Annotated in this window: 15 protein-coding genes; 5 read left to right on the forward strand and 10 right to left on the reverse strand. The window is 33.8% G+C overall.

Annotation, left to right across the window (positions count from 1 at the left end; all coding sequences use genetic code 11):
• Positions 1 to 194: 194 nt before the first annotated feature.
• Together FJR04_RS16490 and FJR04_RS16495 are read left to right on the forward strand one after the other, a co-directional pair.
• Positions 195 to 1,136: a LysR family transcriptional regulator gene (locus FJR04_RS16490; protein WP_168496689.1), complete on the forward strand. Its 942-nt coding sequence runs from the start codon at positions 195 to 197 to the stop codon at positions 1,134 to 1,136.
• Between the two features lie 138 nt (positions 1,137 to 1,274).
• Positions 1,275 to 2,894, forward strand: coding sequence for a mucoidy inhibitor MuiA family protein (locus FJR04_RS16495; RefSeq protein WP_168496691.1), 1,620 nt, complete (start codon positions 1,275 to 1,277; stop codon positions 2,892 to 2,894).
• Positions 2,895 to 2,940: 46 nt separating this feature from the next.
• Here FJR04_RS16495 and FJR04_RS16500 read toward each other — a convergent pair whose 3' ends face one another.
• Both FJR04_RS16500 and FJR04_RS16505 read right to left on the reverse strand, forming a co-directional pair.
• A complete protein-coding gene (locus FJR04_RS16500) occupies positions 2,941 to 3,627 on the reverse strand; it encodes a DUF3226 domain-containing protein (protein ID WP_168496693.1) in 687 nt (228 codons plus the stop codon).
• Entirely contained in the window at positions 3,620 to 4,711 is a 1,092-nt protein-coding gene (locus FJR04_RS16505) for an AAA family ATPase (protein WP_168496695.1), read from the reverse strand. Before FJR04_RS16505 ends, FJR04_RS16500 begins: the two co-directional genes overlap by 8 nt.
• A gap of 185 nt (positions 4,712 to 4,896) precedes the next feature.
• Here FJR04_RS16505 and FJR04_RS16510 point away from each other — a divergent pair, with 185 nt between their 5' ends.
• On the forward strand, positions 4,897 to 5,325 hold the full coding sequence (locus FJR04_RS16510; protein ID WP_168496697.1) for a hypothetical protein: 429 nt from the start codon (positions 4,897 to 4,899) through the stop codon (positions 5,323 to 5,325).
• An 11-nt stretch (positions 5,326 to 5,336) separates the two neighbouring features.
• Here FJR04_RS16510 and FJR04_RS16515 read toward each other — a convergent pair whose 3' ends face one another.
• The 7 genes from FJR04_RS16515 to FJR04_RS16545 all read right to left on the reverse strand — a co-directional run bounded on the left by FJR04_RS16515 (position 5,337) and on the right by FJR04_RS16545 (position 15,052).
• Positions 5,337 to 6,233 carry a hypothetical protein gene (locus FJR04_RS16515; RefSeq protein ID WP_168496699.1) on the reverse strand — a complete coding sequence of 299 codons (897 nt, stop codon included), beginning with the start codon at positions 6,231 to 6,233 and terminating at the stop codon, positions 5,337 to 5,339.
• Between the two features lie 50 nt (positions 6,234 to 6,283).
• Positions 6,284 to 7,408, reverse strand: a complete 1,125-nt coding sequence (locus FJR04_RS16520; protein WP_168496701.1) for a hypothetical protein — start codon at positions 7,406 to 7,408, stop codon at positions 6,284 to 6,286.
• Positions 7,409 to 7,425: 17 nt separating this feature from the next.
• Positions 7,426 to 8,835 (reverse strand): hypothetical protein, encoded by a 1,410-nt coding sequence (locus FJR04_RS16525; protein WP_168496704.1) that lies wholly within the window; start codon positions 8,833 to 8,835, stop codon positions 7,426 to 7,428.
• A 19-nt stretch (positions 8,836 to 8,854) separates the two neighbouring features.
• Entirely contained in the window at positions 8,855 to 9,694 is an 840-nt protein-coding gene (locus FJR04_RS16530) for a zinc ribbon domain-containing protein (protein ID WP_168496706.1), read from the reverse strand.
• Between the two features lie 109 nt (positions 9,695 to 9,803).
• Positions 9,804 to 13,058: a cell division protein FtsA gene (locus tag FJR04_RS16535; protein ID WP_168496708.1), complete on the reverse strand. Its 3,255-nt coding sequence runs from the start codon at positions 13,056 to 13,058 to the stop codon at positions 9,804 to 9,806.
• A gap of 14 nt (positions 13,059 to 13,072) precedes the next feature.
• Positions 13,073 to 14,578, reverse strand: coding sequence for a hypothetical protein (locus FJR04_RS26225; RefSeq protein WP_168496710.1), 1,506 nt, complete (start codon positions 14,576 to 14,578; stop codon positions 13,073 to 13,075).
• A 3-nt stretch (positions 14,579 to 14,581) separates the two neighbouring features.
• Complete coding sequence (locus tag FJR04_RS16545) at positions 14,582 to 15,052, reverse strand: hypothetical protein (RefSeq protein WP_168496712.1); 471 nt, start codon at positions 15,050 to 15,052, stop codon at positions 14,582 to 14,584.
• A 184-nt stretch (positions 15,053 to 15,236) separates the two neighbouring features.
• Here FJR04_RS16545 and FJR04_RS16550 point away from each other — a divergent pair, with 184 nt between their 5' ends.
• Positions 15,237 to 16,628, forward strand: coding sequence for a hypothetical protein (locus FJR04_RS16550; RefSeq protein WP_168496713.1), 1,392 nt, complete (start codon positions 15,237 to 15,239; stop codon positions 16,626 to 16,628).
• 86 nt (positions 16,629 to 16,714) lie between these two features.
• Here FJR04_RS16550 and FJR04_RS16555 read toward each other — a convergent pair whose 3' ends face one another.
• Positions 16,715 to 16,915: a hypothetical protein gene (locus tag FJR04_RS16555; protein WP_168496715.1), complete on the reverse strand. Its 201-nt coding sequence runs from the start codon at positions 16,913 to 16,915 to the stop codon at positions 16,715 to 16,717.
• 157 nt (positions 16,916 to 17,072) lie between these two features.
• Here FJR04_RS16555 and mnmE point away from each other — a divergent pair, with 157 nt between their 5' ends.
• Positions 17,073 to 18,467 (forward strand): tRNA uridine-5-carboxymethylaminomethyl(34) synthesis GTPase MnmE, encoded by a 1,395-nt coding sequence (gene mnmE / locus FJR04_RS16560; protein ID WP_168496717.1) that lies wholly within the window; start codon positions 17,073 to 17,075, stop codon positions 18,465 to 18,467.
• Positions 18,468 to 18,478 lie beyond the last annotated feature (11 nt).

An 18,478-nucleotide genomic window follows, 5' to 3' on the forward strand; every position in this document is an offset into this window, starting at 1 on the left:
CGCACCGTTATAGATTAATTAAAATGGTGCGTTACGCTGTCGCTAATGCACCCTACAGGTTTTTTCTGTCAACTCTGAAGATACATTTTTATATATACTAAGGTTTAGAACTTTGTATGTATAACACTAAAAAATTTCTTAGTGTTAAGTGATACTATACTATATCTACAAATTGTTATCCGAGGAGAATCACCTTGAACCAAGCGACGTTGCACCAGTTGAAGGTGTTCGAGGCTGCGGCACGGCATGGTAGCTTTACCCGTGCGGCAGAAGAGTTGTTTCTGACCCAACCTACCATATCCATGCAAATCAAGCAGCTAACAAAATCGGTAGGGTTGCCTTTATTTGAGCAGGTCGGGAAGCGTTTATATTTGACACAGGCAGGTAGAGAATTATTTACTACTTGTCGGCAAATTTTTGAGACTATCAGCCAGTTTGAAATTACTGTTGCGGATTTAAAGGGATTAAAACAAGGGCAATTACGGCTGGCAGTAATTACGACAGCTAAGTATATTATTCCCAGATTGTTAGGTCCTTTTTGTCAGCTTTATCCTGGTATTGATATTTCTCTCCAAGTCACAAATCATGAACTGATTTTAGATCGGATGATGGGGAATTTGGATGACTTGTATATTATGAGTCAAATCCCTGATAACTTTGATGTCAATTTCGAGCCATTTTTAGAAAACCCCTTGGTAGTTTTTGCGCCGGCTAATCATCCTTTAGCTAAGGAAAAAAATATTCCTATTGAACGTTTGGCTGATGAACCGTTTATTATGCGAGAACCGGGTTCGGGGACTCGCAGTGCTGTGCAAGGCTTATTTGAAGAACATGGGGTAAAGGTGAAGGTGAAGTTGGAGTTGGGGAGTAATGAAGCGATTAAACAAGCGATCGCTGGAGGATTAGGTATTTCCGTATTATCCCATCATACTTTGTTAACCGACGCTGCGGAATTTAGCATTTTAGATGTTCAACACTTTCCCATTAAACGCACTTGGTATCTGGTTTATCCTGCTGGTAAGCAGTTATCTATTATTGCTCATACCTACTATCAGTATATTCTAGATGCAGCGAAAAAGATTACGGAACAAGGCGGTTTAATTCTCGATCATAGTTCAGTTAAAACCAATCTTTAGATCAAACAGTAGTTATCTGATTTGAGATTGGGAAATTTAGTTAATTATGTATCTAAAAGTTACCAATAGCTTGACGTAAATACAGGGAACAATTGAAAATTAATCAACAGAATCATTAAGTATGGGAGTAAACTGGCAGTGGTAAACCCAGAAACACCTTTTTGGCGGAAAACTGTAGAAAGCCAAATTGTAGCTGTGACAATTTATACTGATCAAGCTTTGGTGACAAGGCGAGCAGTGGTATCCTTGTCAGGAGAAGAACGGGAGTTAGTAGTTACCCCATTGCCAGTAACTCTAGAAGCTGATTCTATTAGGGTGAGTGGTGTTGGTACAGCAGAGGTAAAGTTACTGGGAGTGAGTAGCGATCGCATTCAAACCACTGAAGCCATCGGGGAAAAAGTCGCCCAGTTAACAAGACAAATTCAACAAATCGAAACCCAAAAAAGGCATTTGCAAGCTCAAATAGATGCCTTATCTCTCCAGTCTAATTTTATTGCTGGATTACGGGAAAACACGGAAGAACCATTTTCCCAAAGTTTAGCGAGAAAAAATCTTAGCTTGAGTGAAACACTCGATTTTCTCAACTTTCTGGGTAGTCAATATTGCGAATATGCGATCGCTGCTGGGGAATGCAAAGCGCAACTTCCAGAATTAGAGAAGCAACTACAAACTCTCCGTACTGCTTTACAGAAAATCCAAACACCCCAACCAAAAGAACATCTCAATGTAATTGTGGCTGTAGAAGTTACGCAACCAGGAGAATTCGAGCTAGAAATAGCTTATATGACTCCTAATGCCAATTGGCAGCCCCTTTATGATCTACGGGTTAATAGTGCCAATGATGGACTCAATTTAACCTATCTGGCAGAAATTACCCAAAGCACAGGGGAAGATTGGTTAGGAGTGGAACTAACATTATCTACGGCTAAACCAGGTCATAATACATTACCACCACAATTAAAACCCTGGTATCTTGATGTACCAGTGGCACACATAGCAGAGATAGCACAGCGATCTATGCCTTATCCACCAGCAATGGCCTTACCGATGCCTGTATTTAGGAGTCCATCAAAGCTAATTAAGCCAGAAATTGAAGCAGAAATTGTTAGTGAAACGGTACTAACTCACCATCCTCATCTGGGAAGTGTCGTGACATTAAAGTTTCCTGGTGAAGGTAAAATTCCTAGTGATGGTACACCTCATAAAATCACGATTTATCAACAAGATTATCCTTGTCGCTTTGAATATGTAGCTATACCTAGCGTAGTCAGTTTTGCTTATTTACAAGTTCATGTCAAAAATAGCTTGGATAGTGTAACTTTATTACCAGGAACAGCTAATATTTTCCGCAATCATATTTTTATAGGAACAACCCAATTAGAAAATATCTTACCTGGAGAAGAATTTAAACTTAACTTAGGTATTGATGAAGGTTTGAAAATTGAACGGGATTTAGTAGAACTTGAGGTAGATAAAAAATTAATTAATAACCAACGTCGAGTTACTTATGCTTATCGGTTAATAATTACTAACTTGTTGAATCAATGTGCAAATTTACAATTAACTGAACAATTGCCAGTTAGTCGTAGTGAACATATTCAAGTATATTTAATGGAGAGTAATCCAGAAATTCAACAGAGTAAAACAGGGATTTTATCTTGGTTGTTAACTATTCTCCCCCAGGAACAACAGGAGATATATTATCAGTTTACTGTGGAACATCCGTCAGAATTAACTGTGGTAGGTTTGGATATTTGAAATAGGGATTTGTGAGCCAGTTTTTACTACTTATTGTGCAGATAAATTAACAAAACATTTGCAAAAACTTCTTCAAATCATTCAATGTAGGATGTTCAAAGTCCCAAATCCAAGCTTTTTCAATCATCGCAGACTCAAAACTACATTTACGCTCGGCTTGCTTTTTTTCTTTTTTCGAGCAAGTGTCAAATCGTAGATATAGAGAAACCCAAAATTTATTAAATTCCTTAACAGTTATAGATTTATCATGATTGTTCACGCAATCTTTCCAAGTCTCTAAACAATCAGCATAATCAGAATTTTGGCTCTTAATCATTTTTAAGACTGTTTCCAGTTCTCCTTGTCCATTAAAATTCGTAAAGTAACAAGCTAGTTCGATATTGCAACCATCAAAACTTATATCTATGAATTCCTTAACTTTTTCGAGTAATTGTGATTCGGAAAAAACTTCTTGAATACATTGATTAACAAAATTAATTCTCTCTATTTCTAGCTGATCATCAATATCAATAACAATTCCTACCCTTTCAATCTCGCCCTTTTGTATATCCGCTTTTAAATCCTTGAGAGCATCCTTTAGCTTTGTTGGATTTAATCCATTCATCGCCCTATAATCATCCTCTGAAATAATAATCGGAGGTGCAACTTCTATATTGAAATTAAGGTAACGAATAATTGCTTGTAGAAAATATTTATCATTTTTACTTTCTACAATTAAAATATTACTACTCACCTCTCACCTCCTTATCATGACTTATCCCATATTCTAAAGTATCTAAATCTCGCTTAATGGCGATTATTTTTCCTGTTTTTAGATGTTTTGTTAGCTCAAAATGAGCAGCCATGTTTTCATGATCCGCACCAGCTTTTATGAAAGCTTTAATCATTTCTAAGCTGTGGGTTGTCGCAAATATTTGGACATTTAACTCCTTAGCTAATCTATAAATAATACCCCAAAAAGCAGCGTGGTTAGAGTGGTGAATACCATTTTCTATTTCATCAATTAGCAAAATACTGTTTTCGTTATTGACAATTCTTAAAATAATATCAGCAATACGATTAATGCCATCACCAAACAAGGACAAAGGCAACCTTTTTTTTCCTTCTCTTTTAACCCAAAGATTCCCTTCACCGATACTCAAGCTTTCTACACCAATAATGGAAGAATCAATAACTTGAAAGGCTCTTAGAAGCTCATTGTCTTTCTCTTTTAAACGAGCTTTGTCAAACTCTTCTGCCAATTCTCTACTAGCAACTCTTAAAAATGAGGGGATGAAGAAAGCGTTTTTTATGTCAGGAACTTTGATATCTCTAGCTATGATACCCTTAGCACTAGAAATGATTAATGTTTCAAAAGTCTCTCCATCATTAATTTTTGTTTTTAGGTGCATTACAGATTTTACAGATTCGCTTCCTGAAAAAAGACTCATGAGTTTTTCATTATCATCATCACCATTATCCTGTTCATAGGTATCTTCTAAATTCTGCACAGATTCATCAACAAATACTTCAATTTTTTTGGAAGAAGCATTTTCAAGAGTAGCGTCAATCTTTAGCGCACTATTCTTGTCTTCCTCAAAAAAGAAGTAAGTCCATGTGTTTTCAGGTAAAGCTTTTCTAAACTTTGACGATTCCCTTCTTATTTGCCGCAACAAAAAAATAGTATCTGGTCTGGGGACAGTATTTAGAAATAATGCCTCCAATAATGCAGTTTTACCAACATTATTTTTTCCACTAATTAAATTAATTTTCTCAAAACTGGACACTTTTAAATGCTCGAAACATCTAAAATTTTGAACTTCAATGTTCTTGATCACGCTAACCTCCAGATAAAAATATGCTCATCTGCATTACCGAATAAAAACTTATTTATACCTCTTCCTTCAAAACATTCTGCAACCTTGAAAAGTTAGCAAGAAGGTATATAATTGAATATTACAGCTAGAACCGAATTTTTGCAAAAAATAGAAAAGTAATATTCTCATTAAGGTAAAAATTAATTATGAAAATTCCAGGAATCGCTATCTCTTTAGTTTTGGGTCTTGCTTTACCCATAGTTGCAGATATTTCTGTTCAGAATCAAGCTGTAGCTAATCTCGCTTTTCCAGAGGGAGAATTTTTTGATGTAGAGGGACAACCGCGTATTTGGAACTTAACTCTTTGGCAAAATAAAGGTCAGTATTACTACAAAAACTTAAACCTCAAAACAGGTAAAAAACTTTGTTTAATTGGTGCTAAAGCATCTGGAACTAAAGCCCGTCCTGTTTTTACTTGGACTAATGCTAAATATAAATATCGAGTTTCTTGGCAAATTGTCCAAACTGACTTGGTAAGATTAGAGGTAATAAATCCTTCAGGTAAGGTGATTTTAAATCAATTGCTTGTTCGTCAACCGGGGGAATTTGAAGATCCAAACGCCACTAAATGTTAAAATAATCTTTTTTAACTGCGATCAAATTTACTACCATGATGATTTTCTACAGATTCTATCCGCGTTTTGAGTAAATCTATTTGCAAATAAACATAATCTCTGAGAACTGGTATTTTCTCAATATGAGATTCTAATTTTTTCTGATTTTCCTCAGCATAGGATAACTGTAATTTTAAATCATCCAATTCTTTAGACATTTCTACTATGTAAAACTCTGAATTTTTTCGGAGTTCATGAGAACGATTTAACTCTAATCTTAAATCATCTAATTGCTGATAAATGTTCTGAATTTCTACATGAGTATCTTCTTTGGGTTCTTGAAAATCAGGAAGTTCAAATTTAATCTGAGAAAAAGGATCACTAAATTCTAGACTACCTTTTTCTTCTAGTTTCCATTCTTTTCCATTCGGTAAACTGGATACTCTTGCAGGTTTAGTTAATATAAAATGGGTATCTAATAAAGAAGTATCACCATGAAAATCAAATAATTTTTCTATAGTTCTTATTTTATGGATATGTAATTTAATATTAATGCTAGGTACAAGCCAAATATTATCTTGATTACATACAATAATCCAATATTTACCATTTTCGTCATTTTCTAAAAATACTGGTTCAGTTGGTTTATTTTCTCGATAACTTTTAGTTGTTAATTCCGCAATAATCGAATTTCTCAATAAAACCTTGGGAACATCATTATAAACTTGTACTAATTCAGATTCAGATATATTCAGAGATGTGATTTGTTCTGTTTGTAAATTACCAGTGACAATGACTGAACCATCTTGAATTCTATCAGTTAGCGTGGATAAATAATTTTCTATATTAGTTATTCTCGGTGCAAAATGTTGATAGCACAGTTGTTTTAATTCTTCAACTTTACGAAAAAGATTATCAAAGTTAGTCATTTCCTATTCCAATCCTTAGCTAGAATTTTTATCAATAATTTTATATGACTCTATTCAAATTCAATAATTCCCCGTTCAGTTAGTTGCCAAGTTTGTGAATTACCTATCATAACTACCTTAGCAGGTTTGAGTAATTTAAACTTACTTGTTGCTTTACTTCCTTTACATTCAAATAAAATTCTAATACTTTCTACCGTTGCACGATTTATATTTAGATGTTTTCTAGGCATAACATATAATTGTTCCCTACCAATTAACCAGTAGTAACCTTGTGCTTGCTTTTCTAAAACTATAGCTTCAATATTACCTTGAATACGCTTTTCAATGCTGGTATTTGTTTCTGCAACTTGCTTTGCTTGTTGGGAAATAATAACAGGATTAGAATTATAAGCTTCTACAATTCGCAATTCTTGAGCATTTAAATTTACACTACTGGATGTATTTATTAACTTTTCTTGTTGAGACGTTGTTTTTTCGGGAAGAGTAGCTATCTGATGATTGGGAAAATTATTTTCTAATTTAGTTTCTAAACTACCATAATTTTCATTAATTCTTTCTATTTCTCCTTGCAATCTTTGTTGAATTTCTATTAATTGTTGAACTTGAGATTTTAATTGAATAATCTCTTTTTGAGATTCAAGTATATACTCATTAAATTCTTCTCGTGACACCTGTGTAATTAAATTTTGCTGTTCATTGTTTTGATTCACTTTTAATGTAGGTATGTTTTCTGAACTTTTATTATTAGCATTTATAATTTCTAAAAAAGATGAATTATTAAAATCAATAATTCCCTGTTTATCTAAAATCCACCCTTCTCCACTGCTAGAAGGAGATACTTGAGCAGGTTTTTTGAGAATAACTTCACGGGAATCCGAATTTTCGTAATTATAAAATTCAAAAAGTTTGTTTAAGACCTCTTTTTTAGGAGTATTAATTCTACTTTTTAATTTAGTATTGGGAAATAACCAATAAATATTATTATCACTGGCAATTATCCAATAGTCTCCTTTGGGATTTTCTGTAAGTGATATTTCTTGATTACCACTGGTATAATAGTGGGCAGATATGTTTACTAATATTGCATATTTTTCAATTAATCTGGGAATATAGTTATATAAAATTAAGCATTCCCATTCTGAATAATCTACTTTGTTACTACTATCATTTTGCATTTTATTTAATTTTCAACTTAAAATTGCAGTTGACCAATTTCTATTAATTGCCACTTTTCTCCAATTGAAGCTACTTTTGCTGGTTTAACTAGAGTAAAATTATTTTGTGAATTTTGACTATATCCTAAGCATTCAAAAAAGGTAGAAATTGTCCGATAGTTATGTTCATTGATTTTTATACTACCTTTAGGAACAATATACTCTTGATTACCTTCTTTAATAATCCAATAATTACCTCGATTATTAGATTCTAGAATAGGTGCAACATCACGTCCAAGATGACGTTGTTCTGCTGTATACTCACTTTCAGAAACAGTTATTGCTTGATGAGATAGGGAACGAGAATTGATATTATATGTTGATACTAATTGATTATTTGAATTGGATATATTAACTGATGAAGATGCAGGAATAATTACTGATTTTGGTGAATAAACTACATCTTTGTTAGGTTGTATGTTCGGGATATGATGAGGTGGAGATGAATAATTTTGTAAGTTATGATTTTGATTACTTTTTTCTAGTTGCTTTAACCTTTCATCAAAAAGCTTCAAGTTTTTATAAATTTCATTCATTTCTATTTGAAAATTATCAATATCAACATTTTTTTTATTATTTTTAGCCAAAGCAATAATTTTACGTTGCTCTTCAACAAGAGTGATAATTCTGTAAATACAAAATATTAATGCAATCAATAAAATAAATCCCCCAATAGTAGTAGTTAGACTTAATCTATTTAGGTGATTTTTAAGTTCTCTAATTTCTAATTCTGAGTTGGAATTATTTACTTGATTACTATTGACAATTTGAGAAGTTTTCTCAATGAAAGGTTGCTGATTAATAAGTTGCTGAAGAGATAAAATTTGTTTGTCTAATTCTTGAATTTTCTTAGTAGTAAATAGTTCTATTTCTTCCTGCGTTGTTACTCCCAAATTACCATAAAATGTATCAGCTATTTTTCTTCTGCTAAAAAATCCTAAATCTTTTTGTACTTGACTTACTCCATTTTCTGTTAATCCTTTTTCTAGGGGGGTAATGATTTCATTAATCTCAGTGATTATTAAAACTATATTTTCAACTGTAGTAACTATTTGATTATTGTTCGATATTGATAAATCTTGAATTAATAAATTCAGTTCTTTTTGGAGGGAAGTTATTTTTTCTTGAATATTTTTAGAAGTAACTTCGTTACGGTTTTTACTCGTCTTGACGACTAATTTTACTTCGTTATTAAAAGACGTAATTGACTCTTTTAATTCTTTGACTAATTGACTAATCTTGGGATATTTATTAATTGATTTCTGATTGTTGTTTTTTTGAAAATTACTATTTTGGGCAATATTATTACTACCTACAGCAGAATATCCCAGGAGTAAGTTAAACGACAATATAAAAACTGGAATCAAGCGGTAAATTTTATTTTTCATATTTTTAAACCTCTAATAATCATGAAAACTCTATAATTCCTTTTGCTTCTAACCGCCATTTTTCTTCGCTATTGATTACAGATACTTTAGCAGGTTTGATTAATGTAATATTGTCTGTTGAGTTTTTATCATAGTTTCGACAGTCAAATAATGTTACTAAAGTAGTTTTATAACTATTTTCATTGATTTTGTGTTTAGGTTTAGGTACTAAATATTTATTATCAATAATCCAATATTCTCCTCTACCTCTAGCATTGCGCTCGAAAACTGCTGGTGCTTGACTACCCGTCCAACGCTGTGATTTACTGACTTCTGTTTCTGAAACTTCGATTTTGTCTGTATAATCTAATTGGTTTTGTTTATAATTTTCTAACAAATCAGTAAATTCTTGATTATCATTTATACTGCTAATTTCTTCATCTGTTACGATATTATTTATTGGATTAACTGCATCTTCTAACGCTGTATCACTTTGATCTTGTATATTTCCTTGGATTGATTCGTAAACAGGGTAAGAATCCTTAGAAGTTAATTTCTCATTAATTTGCTCAATGTTAGAAAGTATATCCGGTAATACCTGCAAATATTTTTCTAATGATGAATAATTTGGTACAGATTGATTTTTATGATTAATTGCGTCTAACTGCTGTTTAACTTCGGAATATCTACGATATGCACGTTTATAATCATCCCAAAGTTGTTGGTATGATTGTAATCGTTGTTTTTCTATTTTTTGGACTTCTGGATGTTCTACTAAATCTTCTGAGTAAGGAGTCAATAACCAATGACATTTTGAGCAGAATTCAACTGAACCCTCAATATATTCGTGACCACATACTGGACATTTTGATTGTGTCATCATTAACCTTCAAAGTTTTCATTCTAGAACTAATGTATGAGATAAAATAAGCGATTTAAATCGCCTATTTTTAGTAACCAAGTAATCAGGGCAAAGTTCAAAAAATATCTTATTTTCCTGCCCACTCTTTACCTAAAACTCTGAGTAATGCCTTTAAGCCAATGATAAAAGGTGGTTCTTCTCGGATATCTTCAATATTGCCTTTAATGGCATTTAAAGAATTTCTGAGTTCTCGTTCTGTAGCCCGCCATAGCTTTTCATTATAATCTGGGTCAGGATCATCTGGATATTCTTTTAATTCATAACCATCTAAAGGTTTGATACCATCAATTCCTAACTCATCTAAACTAGCATGGAAAGCATTTAGAAATAACTTCAACTGAGTTAATTCAGGAATTTCATATTTACTAATACTTTTGCCTTTAAACTCTAAACGTTCTTGCCAACCAAAATTTTCTCCACTGATTTTACAATCTTCTCCAGCGATGACAGGATCTTTTTCTTTTTTTCCTAATCCTTGTAGTTTTCGATCTTTTAAAACCAATCCACAAGCGGCTTCATCTTTGGGGTTTTGACTAAGACGGGTGAGTTCTTCTGTATCAGGAAAACCAGAAGCAATACTCATCATGTGACTGAGTAAACTATTAATTTCTGAATTACGGTCAAATTCACCCCCTTCTGCCAGCCAATGTAACAGACGAGAAGCATTTCCACCGATATACACGGGAGTAATTTGATTTTGAGAATATTTATCCTCTTTGTGCAGAACCGAGAGGATTTGGCCTACATAGAAATACAAGCCAGATATGCCAATTGCCATCAAACGAATTAGCCCTTGAAAATCTTTATCTTCCTCAAATCTATCTCGTTTTGTCTCTAACCAATTTCCAGCTTCAAGACGCATCCAAACATCGAGTTTGGCGTTGAAAGCGGGACCTTTAAGTTTTGTCCAATCCTTCGTATCATTAATGTTAGGATCTAATTTTTTCAGGAAATTAGGATTCATCTCTATAAATTGAGAAAAAAGATGACTACCTGCTAATAAAACTGAACATTGATGCAGTAATTGATCATCTTGCCAAATAGAAATATCTGATGTTCCACCACCCATATCTATACAAGTAGTGCTGACGAGATCATATCCCTCCTGCTCTGCAAAATACTGAGCAACTGCTAAACTTTCAGTGCGGAAATAGGTAGGATCATCCTTAGCTGGACTATTGTGTATGATTCCTGTTTTTGATGCTAATTCTTTAGTTAATCTTTGCCAATTTATGGCGTAATTTTGTTGTTCCTTAGGAGAAAATGCTGAAGGGAATGATAAAGACCATTGAATAGTTGATACACCATTTTTAGCAGCGATCGCTGCAATATGTAGTGCTAGATGTTTTAGAAAAAGTTGATTATCTGTAGGATTGTTAGTTGACCATTTTAAGTTAGTTTTAATCCATGTTTCTTGAGGAGCAAATCTTTGGAGATTAGGAACATAAAGACGACCATCGAAAATAGGATTTATTTGATCATCTTTGGACTTAGTTGCTCCTCGATTTGTTAATACTGTAGACATGGGAAAAGGTTTATCAATGGGAATAAAACTTTCGGGAATAAAGAATTCAAACAAAACTGGAAATCGCGTATCAATAGAAACATCTGTTACTTTGCAGTGTAGATTTTCTAGACTGAGACGTTCTATCAATCGGTCATTTTTATTAACATAAACATTAGTAAATGAAGTACCAAAATCAATACCAACTACCCACTCTCCGGTTAATCTTATTTCTTCAGGACTAGGTAGCAGAATTAAACCAATAGTGTTTGTATAAATATCTTTACACTCAATTAAAGCTGGAAATTCTTCTAAGCGAACTACCTGATAAGCACCTTGTCCTTCTTTAAAGGTATGAGTATTTTTAGCTGTGGGGAAACTGATTTGAAATGTTTCTTCCCCATATTCAGCATCATAGTAAAAGCCGTAATATTCTTGCCAACCTTCAGCTTTAAAATTCGGCCATATTTCTAAAACAGGCACTTCATAAATGATATTTTCTTCTAATAAAGGATAATCTTTAACTAAAAAGAAATTTTGCGGCGCTTTACCACCTTTAACACCATAAAGAGGTAAAGTTAAAGTTAACCGAACTTGTGACCCTCCAGCACCATTATTAACCAGTTGTAGTTTAACTTTTTTAGTTAAATCTTCTGGGGTAAAGTAGTTCAACAAAATCGGATTTAGAGGAATTAAAGGAGTAATATTCCTATTTTTGAATACTAAGGATTGCGTACCTTCAGGAAGTAAAGCGCCTGGTAAAATTCCCTCTTGATCAATAAATTTCAAATCGGGTAAAAATAAATCTTTCGATTCCAGACAAATTACTTTTCTGCTCTTATTCCATGTTTCTATATCTTCAGTCCGAAAAGCTGCTAAATTTTTACCTTCATAAACACAAATGTTCTGCGGTGGTTCATTCCAAGCAGTGGCAATATTTGGATCAATTATTAGTAATGGGGGAACATTTTGTTTACTTAAACTAGGAACAATCCTCACATTAGATTCTCTCGATTCAACCTTAACAGGCAAATTAAGAGCAGTTAAAGCCCCTCGATTGATTTCTACTTCAAAATAGGCAGGATTCTCACTAAATTGAAAATTAGCTGTAGATGTCACACCTAAACTATTAATAAAGCCATTCAATAAACCAACAATTCTGTCAATAGCTTTACTATCACCGTTATATCTTCTAATTTCTCGGCTGAGGTTATTTAACCAAAATGCCAGTTGAGATTTTTCGGTATCATTAAGATAATTATGGGGAGATTGTAACTGTAATGTATTGGCATTCCACCAAGGTAAACCTTCCCAATTTCCTTGTTCTGAAGATACAACCAATGTACTAGGAGAAGTCATACCTACAGGTTGATTATTCCAAGTAAATATATAGAGGTCTTCCCAAGGATGTTTATTATTATTGAATGTGAAAAGGGTGTTACCTGGATCAGGTAAAAGTTCATAAAGAGAACGGGCAAAAACATGAGCGTCTTTTTTTGTTCCCAGTTCTAAAAGTTGGGCTTTAATAGGGAAATTGCGGACTTCTGCTAGTGCTAAAGCTGCTAACATTCCTTGCCATTGAATAATCATTTGTTCCCGAATGGGATAGGCATCATTATGTAATGCCATTTCCACTGACAAAGGACGCGCCCACACTGTCGGAACTGAACTAACGCTTTTTACTTCGCCGGGTGCTTTGTAATCTAAACTAGAAGCAACTTGATTAAAAGTAGTTATTCCTTGAGAATTCCAACTACCAGAATTACCTGATTTAACATCACAATCATCTTTGAGTTTTGGCAATAATAAACTTGTCATGTTTAATTTTCCTCCTATAAGCGACAAACAAGATATAAAGCTTTAGCAAGTCCAAGTATCCCTTGCTTTGGTAAACTCACAGCTTCAGGATTCAAGCGTTTTTTGAGTTCTTGAACTGTGTCTCTAGATTTTTGATTTTGATCTCGGCTGTCACCTAGTCCAGCAATCAAATCTGATAAATTTTGATGATTCAGGTTACTATTACTAAAATGATTAACATTAAATAATTGAATTGTTTCACCAACACATTGATGAATTTGTGAAAGCCAACGTAAATAATCTTGACACCAAATAGTAATTGTTTCTATGGCATTCTGTTGCTCTGGATCATTAAAATCTATTTCTTGCTTGGAATTATTGCCAAAAACAGCGCGGTTAGGAAAGAATTTAACAAACCAAAATCCCTGGGGACTTTTTTGAAACTCCTTCACACCAATTCTTTTTGCTTCTGCTAATGCTGGGGCAATATGCGATAACCAAACAAAAGCAAACCGAGTTGCATTTACAAACTCTGCATTAACTTCTTTTTGATCAGGAATATCTTTCCAAATTAATGTTTTTAAGTTTTCTCGATTCATCAACACCACTGTTTTTTCTCCAGGAGGTGTTTTGAGTAAAAATTGTCTTGCAGCTAATGCGGCATATAATTCAATAAAATGGGGATCATTACGTTGGGTATTTTTGCCCACACTAAATTTTTTAACTGGTGATAATTGCTGATTTCCTAGCAAATATACTGTATCAAAGCTCTCTTGCGCTTGACCACCATAATAACGCAATGCGGCTTCTGTATTCAATAAAAACTGTTCAGAACGAGCATAGACTGTTTCTACATTTTCCCCCATTGTAGGGTTAAAGCCGAAATAAGGTAACATAAATAAGCAACCTAAATCAACTTTATCTCTAATTCTCAAAGTTTCTAATTTATTATGAATTAATCTACCAATTGTTGGTAATCCTGAAGCACCTGTTCCACCAAATATTGATCCACATAAAAATACTTTAGGTCGTTTTCCTCCACCAGTATCTTTTTGAATTTGGCTCACTAGTATACCCCAAGAGTCAGAGTCTAAAGCATCTAGTTTTACCTGACTCATTACAGCCGCACCAATGGCAGGTCTACCACGAAAACCTACATCTAAGTTAGCATCTCTTTCTTCTGAAGTATATAAAACATCAAATAAATTTCCTAATGCTGGTTCTTCATCTTTCAAAATGTTGTATTCAAAGAAAGAACCAAGATTTTTATTGATACTATTATTAGCAAAAGGCGACCATAGAGAGAAGGATTCAATTTTTGTTTGCATCCAAGAATTTTTATCATGCAAACCTAATTTATAGCATTTTTGATAGGTATCTAAACTTGTTAAAGCTCTACTTAAATTGCCATTTGTTTCATCAGCATCTACAAATAATAAATGCAGGGTTTCTTCGCTAAAAAGTCCTATGGATGCTAGTTGGATAATAGCTTCAATGCACTTAGCACCAGTTCCACCAATTCCAATTACATAAATTGACATTTCTTAATCTCCCATCAGTTTATGACGTATAAAAAAAGCTCCTGGCGGAATATATTTGATTGCTTCAGGAGAACTGGTAACTGTACTTAACCAATACAGCCAGATAGTATCTAAAAGGAAAAATCCCATTAAAGAAAACTGGGCTTCATCACTGCGGTTAATATAAAAGACGGTAAAGCCTATAGTGGCTATGGGGAATAGTCCTAACAACCACCAAATTAACATCCATTGGCCTATACTGCTGCCAGTAGACTTACTGGTTGCGCCTAATACGCACCAAAGAATTGTTGAGAACATACAAACAGCGAACATAATCAGTGAGGCTGTGGTATAGTCAGTGCCGAGCCAGGTATCAAGGGGGACTTTTTGAATGGGGATGATTTGATTTTCATATATTAACCGCTGCCCTAAAAACATGATTGCAGCCCCAATGACGCTAAAAACGATAATTCTGATGATTTCCCACGGTTTCATTAGTCCTCCTTACGACTTGTAGTTTTTTAGAACAGTGCAGTCTAGTTTAAACGTAGCACAAGTATTCTTTGATATAGTCTCATATTGATGCTATTATGGCAATAAAAAATACCGTAAAATTACTTAATATTTATTAGTAATAGTACACATATCAACAAAAAAGTATTAGCGGAGAAATAATAAAATGATGGGTTCTAGATGGGTAATTTTAGTATTTATGGCGTTTTTGCTGACAGCTTGTAATACAAAAGAAGAATTAAAATGTGAAATTCCTAATGTTAATTCTACTAATAGTCAAACTGCTAATAAATCAGATAATCTCAATGTGGCTATTTATGTAGATGGTAGTGGTTCAATGTTAGGATATGTAAAAAATGGAGAAACAAATTATATCAAAGCTTTAAAATCTCTGAGAAATGTATTTGAATTAACAGGTAAACTGCCAGTTGAATATTATCGGATTGGTACTCCAATTCAGAAAATAACAGGTAGTGATTATTATAGTTATGGAGGTAGTCCAGTTTTTTATGATGGTAGTAATGCTAAATTTAAGGCTGTGTCTAGTCCCATAGATGCGGCTATTGTTCCGGCTGAAAAAGATCAGCAGAAAATGACGGTTATTATTACAGATTTGGAACAAAATAGTGGTGATGTTACCAAATTAAATAAAAGAATTCAAGATACTTATTTTAATTCCCAAAAAAAAGATTATGCTGTGGGTGTTTGGGCAGTTAAAAGTGAATTTAATGATAAGGTTTATATTCAGGAAGCTAATAGTATTAAAACTTTTGCCTATAATTCAGGTAAGCAAGCAGATAAATTTCGTCCGTTCTATGTGTTATTCATCGGACCTCATCAAGATATTAAACATTATTTTGAGCAATTGCAAAAATATGATGCTAATCAATTATTAGCTAATAGTAAGTTAATGATTTTTCATCCTGATCATATTGTTGATCAAATATCCAGTTTAGGAACGCCGCCAATATCTATACCTAAAGGTATTACGAGACCTCTTTCTTTAGTTAAAGATGGAGTTGCTCTTAGTAAAGGCAATTATGAAATATTGCAAATAGATTCACGTCAACAGGAAAATTTAACGATTAATTATAGTGTGCCTTTTTCACCATCACAATATAGTTTATTTGTAGATACTAATTCTCTTAACGCAAAAGTTAAAATCGAGAAATTTGATAAATTTGCTAAAAAGTTTATAGTTGTGGATGCAAATTCAGAAATTAGTAGTGCTATGAAATTGCAAGATTGGCAAATTATTCCTCAAGAAAATAAGTTAAATTTTTCAGCCATTATCCAACCGAATAAATTTCCTGAACCTGGTATTTATAAATTACAGTTTGATATTCTCAGTCAGACTTTAGAAGTTCCTAGTTGGTGGAAAGAATGGGATTGGCAAACTAAAGCTAATGAACAAGATGGTTCAAAAACGCATAATTTGGAAGAATTTTTCATGGCACTGAAAAACAGAACAGAAACCATGAAAGCTGAACAATCACAAAATAGTGAGGATAATAATTGGTTAGTTGGTCGTTTCTGCTATGGAATTCAAAAAAATTAAAATTAGTTGAGCGGGTATTATTTAAAGGTGATGTTTTGCTGGATATGTTAGCATAGCATCAACCTGTTCATCCTAATTTCGTGTAATTAAGGATCTTCGGGAAATACCCATTTTGGGGGTTCTGTCATTTTTTTCCGCAATCTTTCTTCAGCCATTTCTAGCATTTTATCTAGGGAAGTTTCTTCGATAAACTTAGAGGTTGCTTCTCTAAATTCAATATTGGGACATTTATCCCCTAAAACGCATCCATTTACACAGGCTTCAGCACAGTTTATTTTTTGTTCCATAGTCAATTCCCTATCTATATTCAGGTGTTTTATCTTGTAAATGAATTTCACTATTATTAGTGATGAATTATTAACTGATCGCTATTCTTGAACTATTGTACTGTAGGGGTTGAGAATTTTTCTTGTTCCCTAATCCTGAATTTTTGCAAAACCGCTCATGTCTGAACTGTTGGCTAATACTGGAACTATTGCGGCGATCGCTACTGCTGTTGTCCCTCAACAAGGTAGTGTAGGTATTGTACGGGTTTCTGGTGATCATGCCATGGCGATCGCTCAAACTCTATTTTATGCCCCAGGGCGACAAGTTTGGGAAAGTCACCGTATTCTCTATGGTTATATTCGCCAACCCCAAACAAAGCAAATTATTGACGAAGCTTTGTTAATGATTATGAAAACACCCCGTTCTTTTACCCGTGAAGATGTGGTAGAGTTCCATTGCCATGGGGGGATTATGGCAGTACAACAAGTATTGCAACTATGTTTAGAAAATGGCGCAAGATTAGCCCAACCGGGAGAATTTACATTAAGAGCGTTTTTAAATGGCAGAGTAGATTTAACCCAAGCGGAAAGTATAGCAGATTTGGTGGGAGCAAAATCACCTCAAGCCGCTCAAACTGCTTTAGCTGGGTTGCAAGGTAAATTAGCTCATCCTATCCGCAAATTACGCGCTAATTGTTTGGATATTTTGGCAGAAATTGAAGCCAGAATTGATTTTGAGGAAGATTTACCACCTTTAGATGAGCAAAGAATTATTACCGAAATTGATCAAGTGACTGCGGAAATTAGCAAATTATTAGCAACAAAAGACAAAGGTGAATTATTAAGAACTGGCTTAAAAGTAGCGATAGTTGGCAGGCCAAATGTCGGAAAATCTAGTTTATTAAATGCTTGGAGTCAGAGCGATCGCGCCATTGTTACGGACCTACCAGGAACAACCCGCGATGTGGTAGAATCTCAGTTAGTTGTGGGGGGAATTCCTGTACAGGTACTAGATACAGCCGGGATTCGGGAAACAGTTGATCAGGTAGAAAAGATTGGTGTAGAGCGATCGCATCGTGCTGCTAGTGCTGCTGATTTGGTATTATTTACTATTGATGCTGCCGCAGGTTGGACTCCAGCAGATCAAGAAATTTATGCCCAAGTCAAACACCGTCCGCTAATTTTAGTTATTAATAAAATTGATCTCATTTCAACAGCAGAAAAAGAAACTCTACAATCAAAAATCCCCAATCTAAAATCTCAAATATTCACAGCCGCAGCCATAAATCAAGGAATTGATAGTTTAGAAACAGCGATTTTAGAAATAGTCCAAGGTGGAAAAGTCCAAGCCGCTGATATAGATTTAGCAATTAATCAAAGGCAAGCAGCAGCATTAACAAAAGCTAAAATATCTTTGGAACAAGTGCAAGTCACAATTATAGATAAATTACCTTTAGATTTTTGGACAATTGATTTACGAGGGGCAATTCAAGCATTAGGAGAAATCACTGGTGAAGAAGTCACAGAATCAGTATTAGATCGAATTTTTAGTAGGTTCTGTATCGGTAAATAAACCAGCTTCTT

It is taken from the genome of Anabaena sp. UHCC 0204, assembly GCF_009711975.1.
In the GTDB taxonomy this organism is placed as follows: domain Bacteria; phylum Cyanobacteriota; class Cyanobacteriia; order Cyanobacteriales; family Nostocaceae; genus Dolichospermum.

Coding starts and splice junctions, on each gene's coding strand:
- FJR04_RS16510 (WP_168496697.1), top strand. CDS start 4,897: ATGAAAATTCCAGGAATCGCTATCTCTTTAGTTTTGGGTCTTGCTTTA.
- FJR04_RS16515 (WP_168496699.1), bottom strand. CDS start 6,233: ATGACTAACTTTGATAATCTTTTTCGTAAAGTTGAAGAATTAAAACAA.
- FJR04_RS16520 (WP_168496701.1), bottom strand. CDS start 7,408: ATGCAAAATGATAGTAGTAACAAAGTAGATTATTCAGAATGGGAATGC.
- FJR04_RS16525 (WP_168496704.1), bottom strand. CDS start 8,835: ATGAAAAATAAAATTTACCGCTTGATTCCAGTTTTTATATTGTCGTTT.
- FJR04_RS16530 (WP_168496706.1), bottom strand. CDS start 9,694: ATGACACAATCAAAATGTCCAGTATGTGGTCACGAATATATTGAGGGT.
- FJR04_RS16535 (WP_168496708.1), bottom strand. CDS start 13,058: ATGACAAGTTTATTATTGCCAAAACTCAAAGATGATTGTGATGTTAAA.
- FJR04_RS26225 (WP_168496710.1), bottom strand. CDS start 14,578: ATGTCAATTTATGTAATTGGAATTGGTGGAACTGGTGCTAAGTGCATT.
- FJR04_RS16545 (WP_168496712.1), bottom strand. CDS start 15,052: ATGAAACCGTGGGAAATCATCAGAATTATCGTTTTTAGCGTCATTGGG.
- FJR04_RS16550 (WP_168496713.1), top strand. CDS start 15,237: ATGATGGGTTCTAGATGGGTAATTTTAGTATTTATGGCGTTTTTGCTG.
- FJR04_RS16555 (WP_168496715.1), bottom strand. CDS start 16,915: ATGGAACAAAAAATAAACTGTGCTGAAGCCTGTGTAAATGGATGCGTT.
- mnmE (WP_168496717.1), top strand. CDS start 17,073: ATGTCTGAACTGTTGGCTAATACTGGAACTATTGCGGCGATCGCTACT.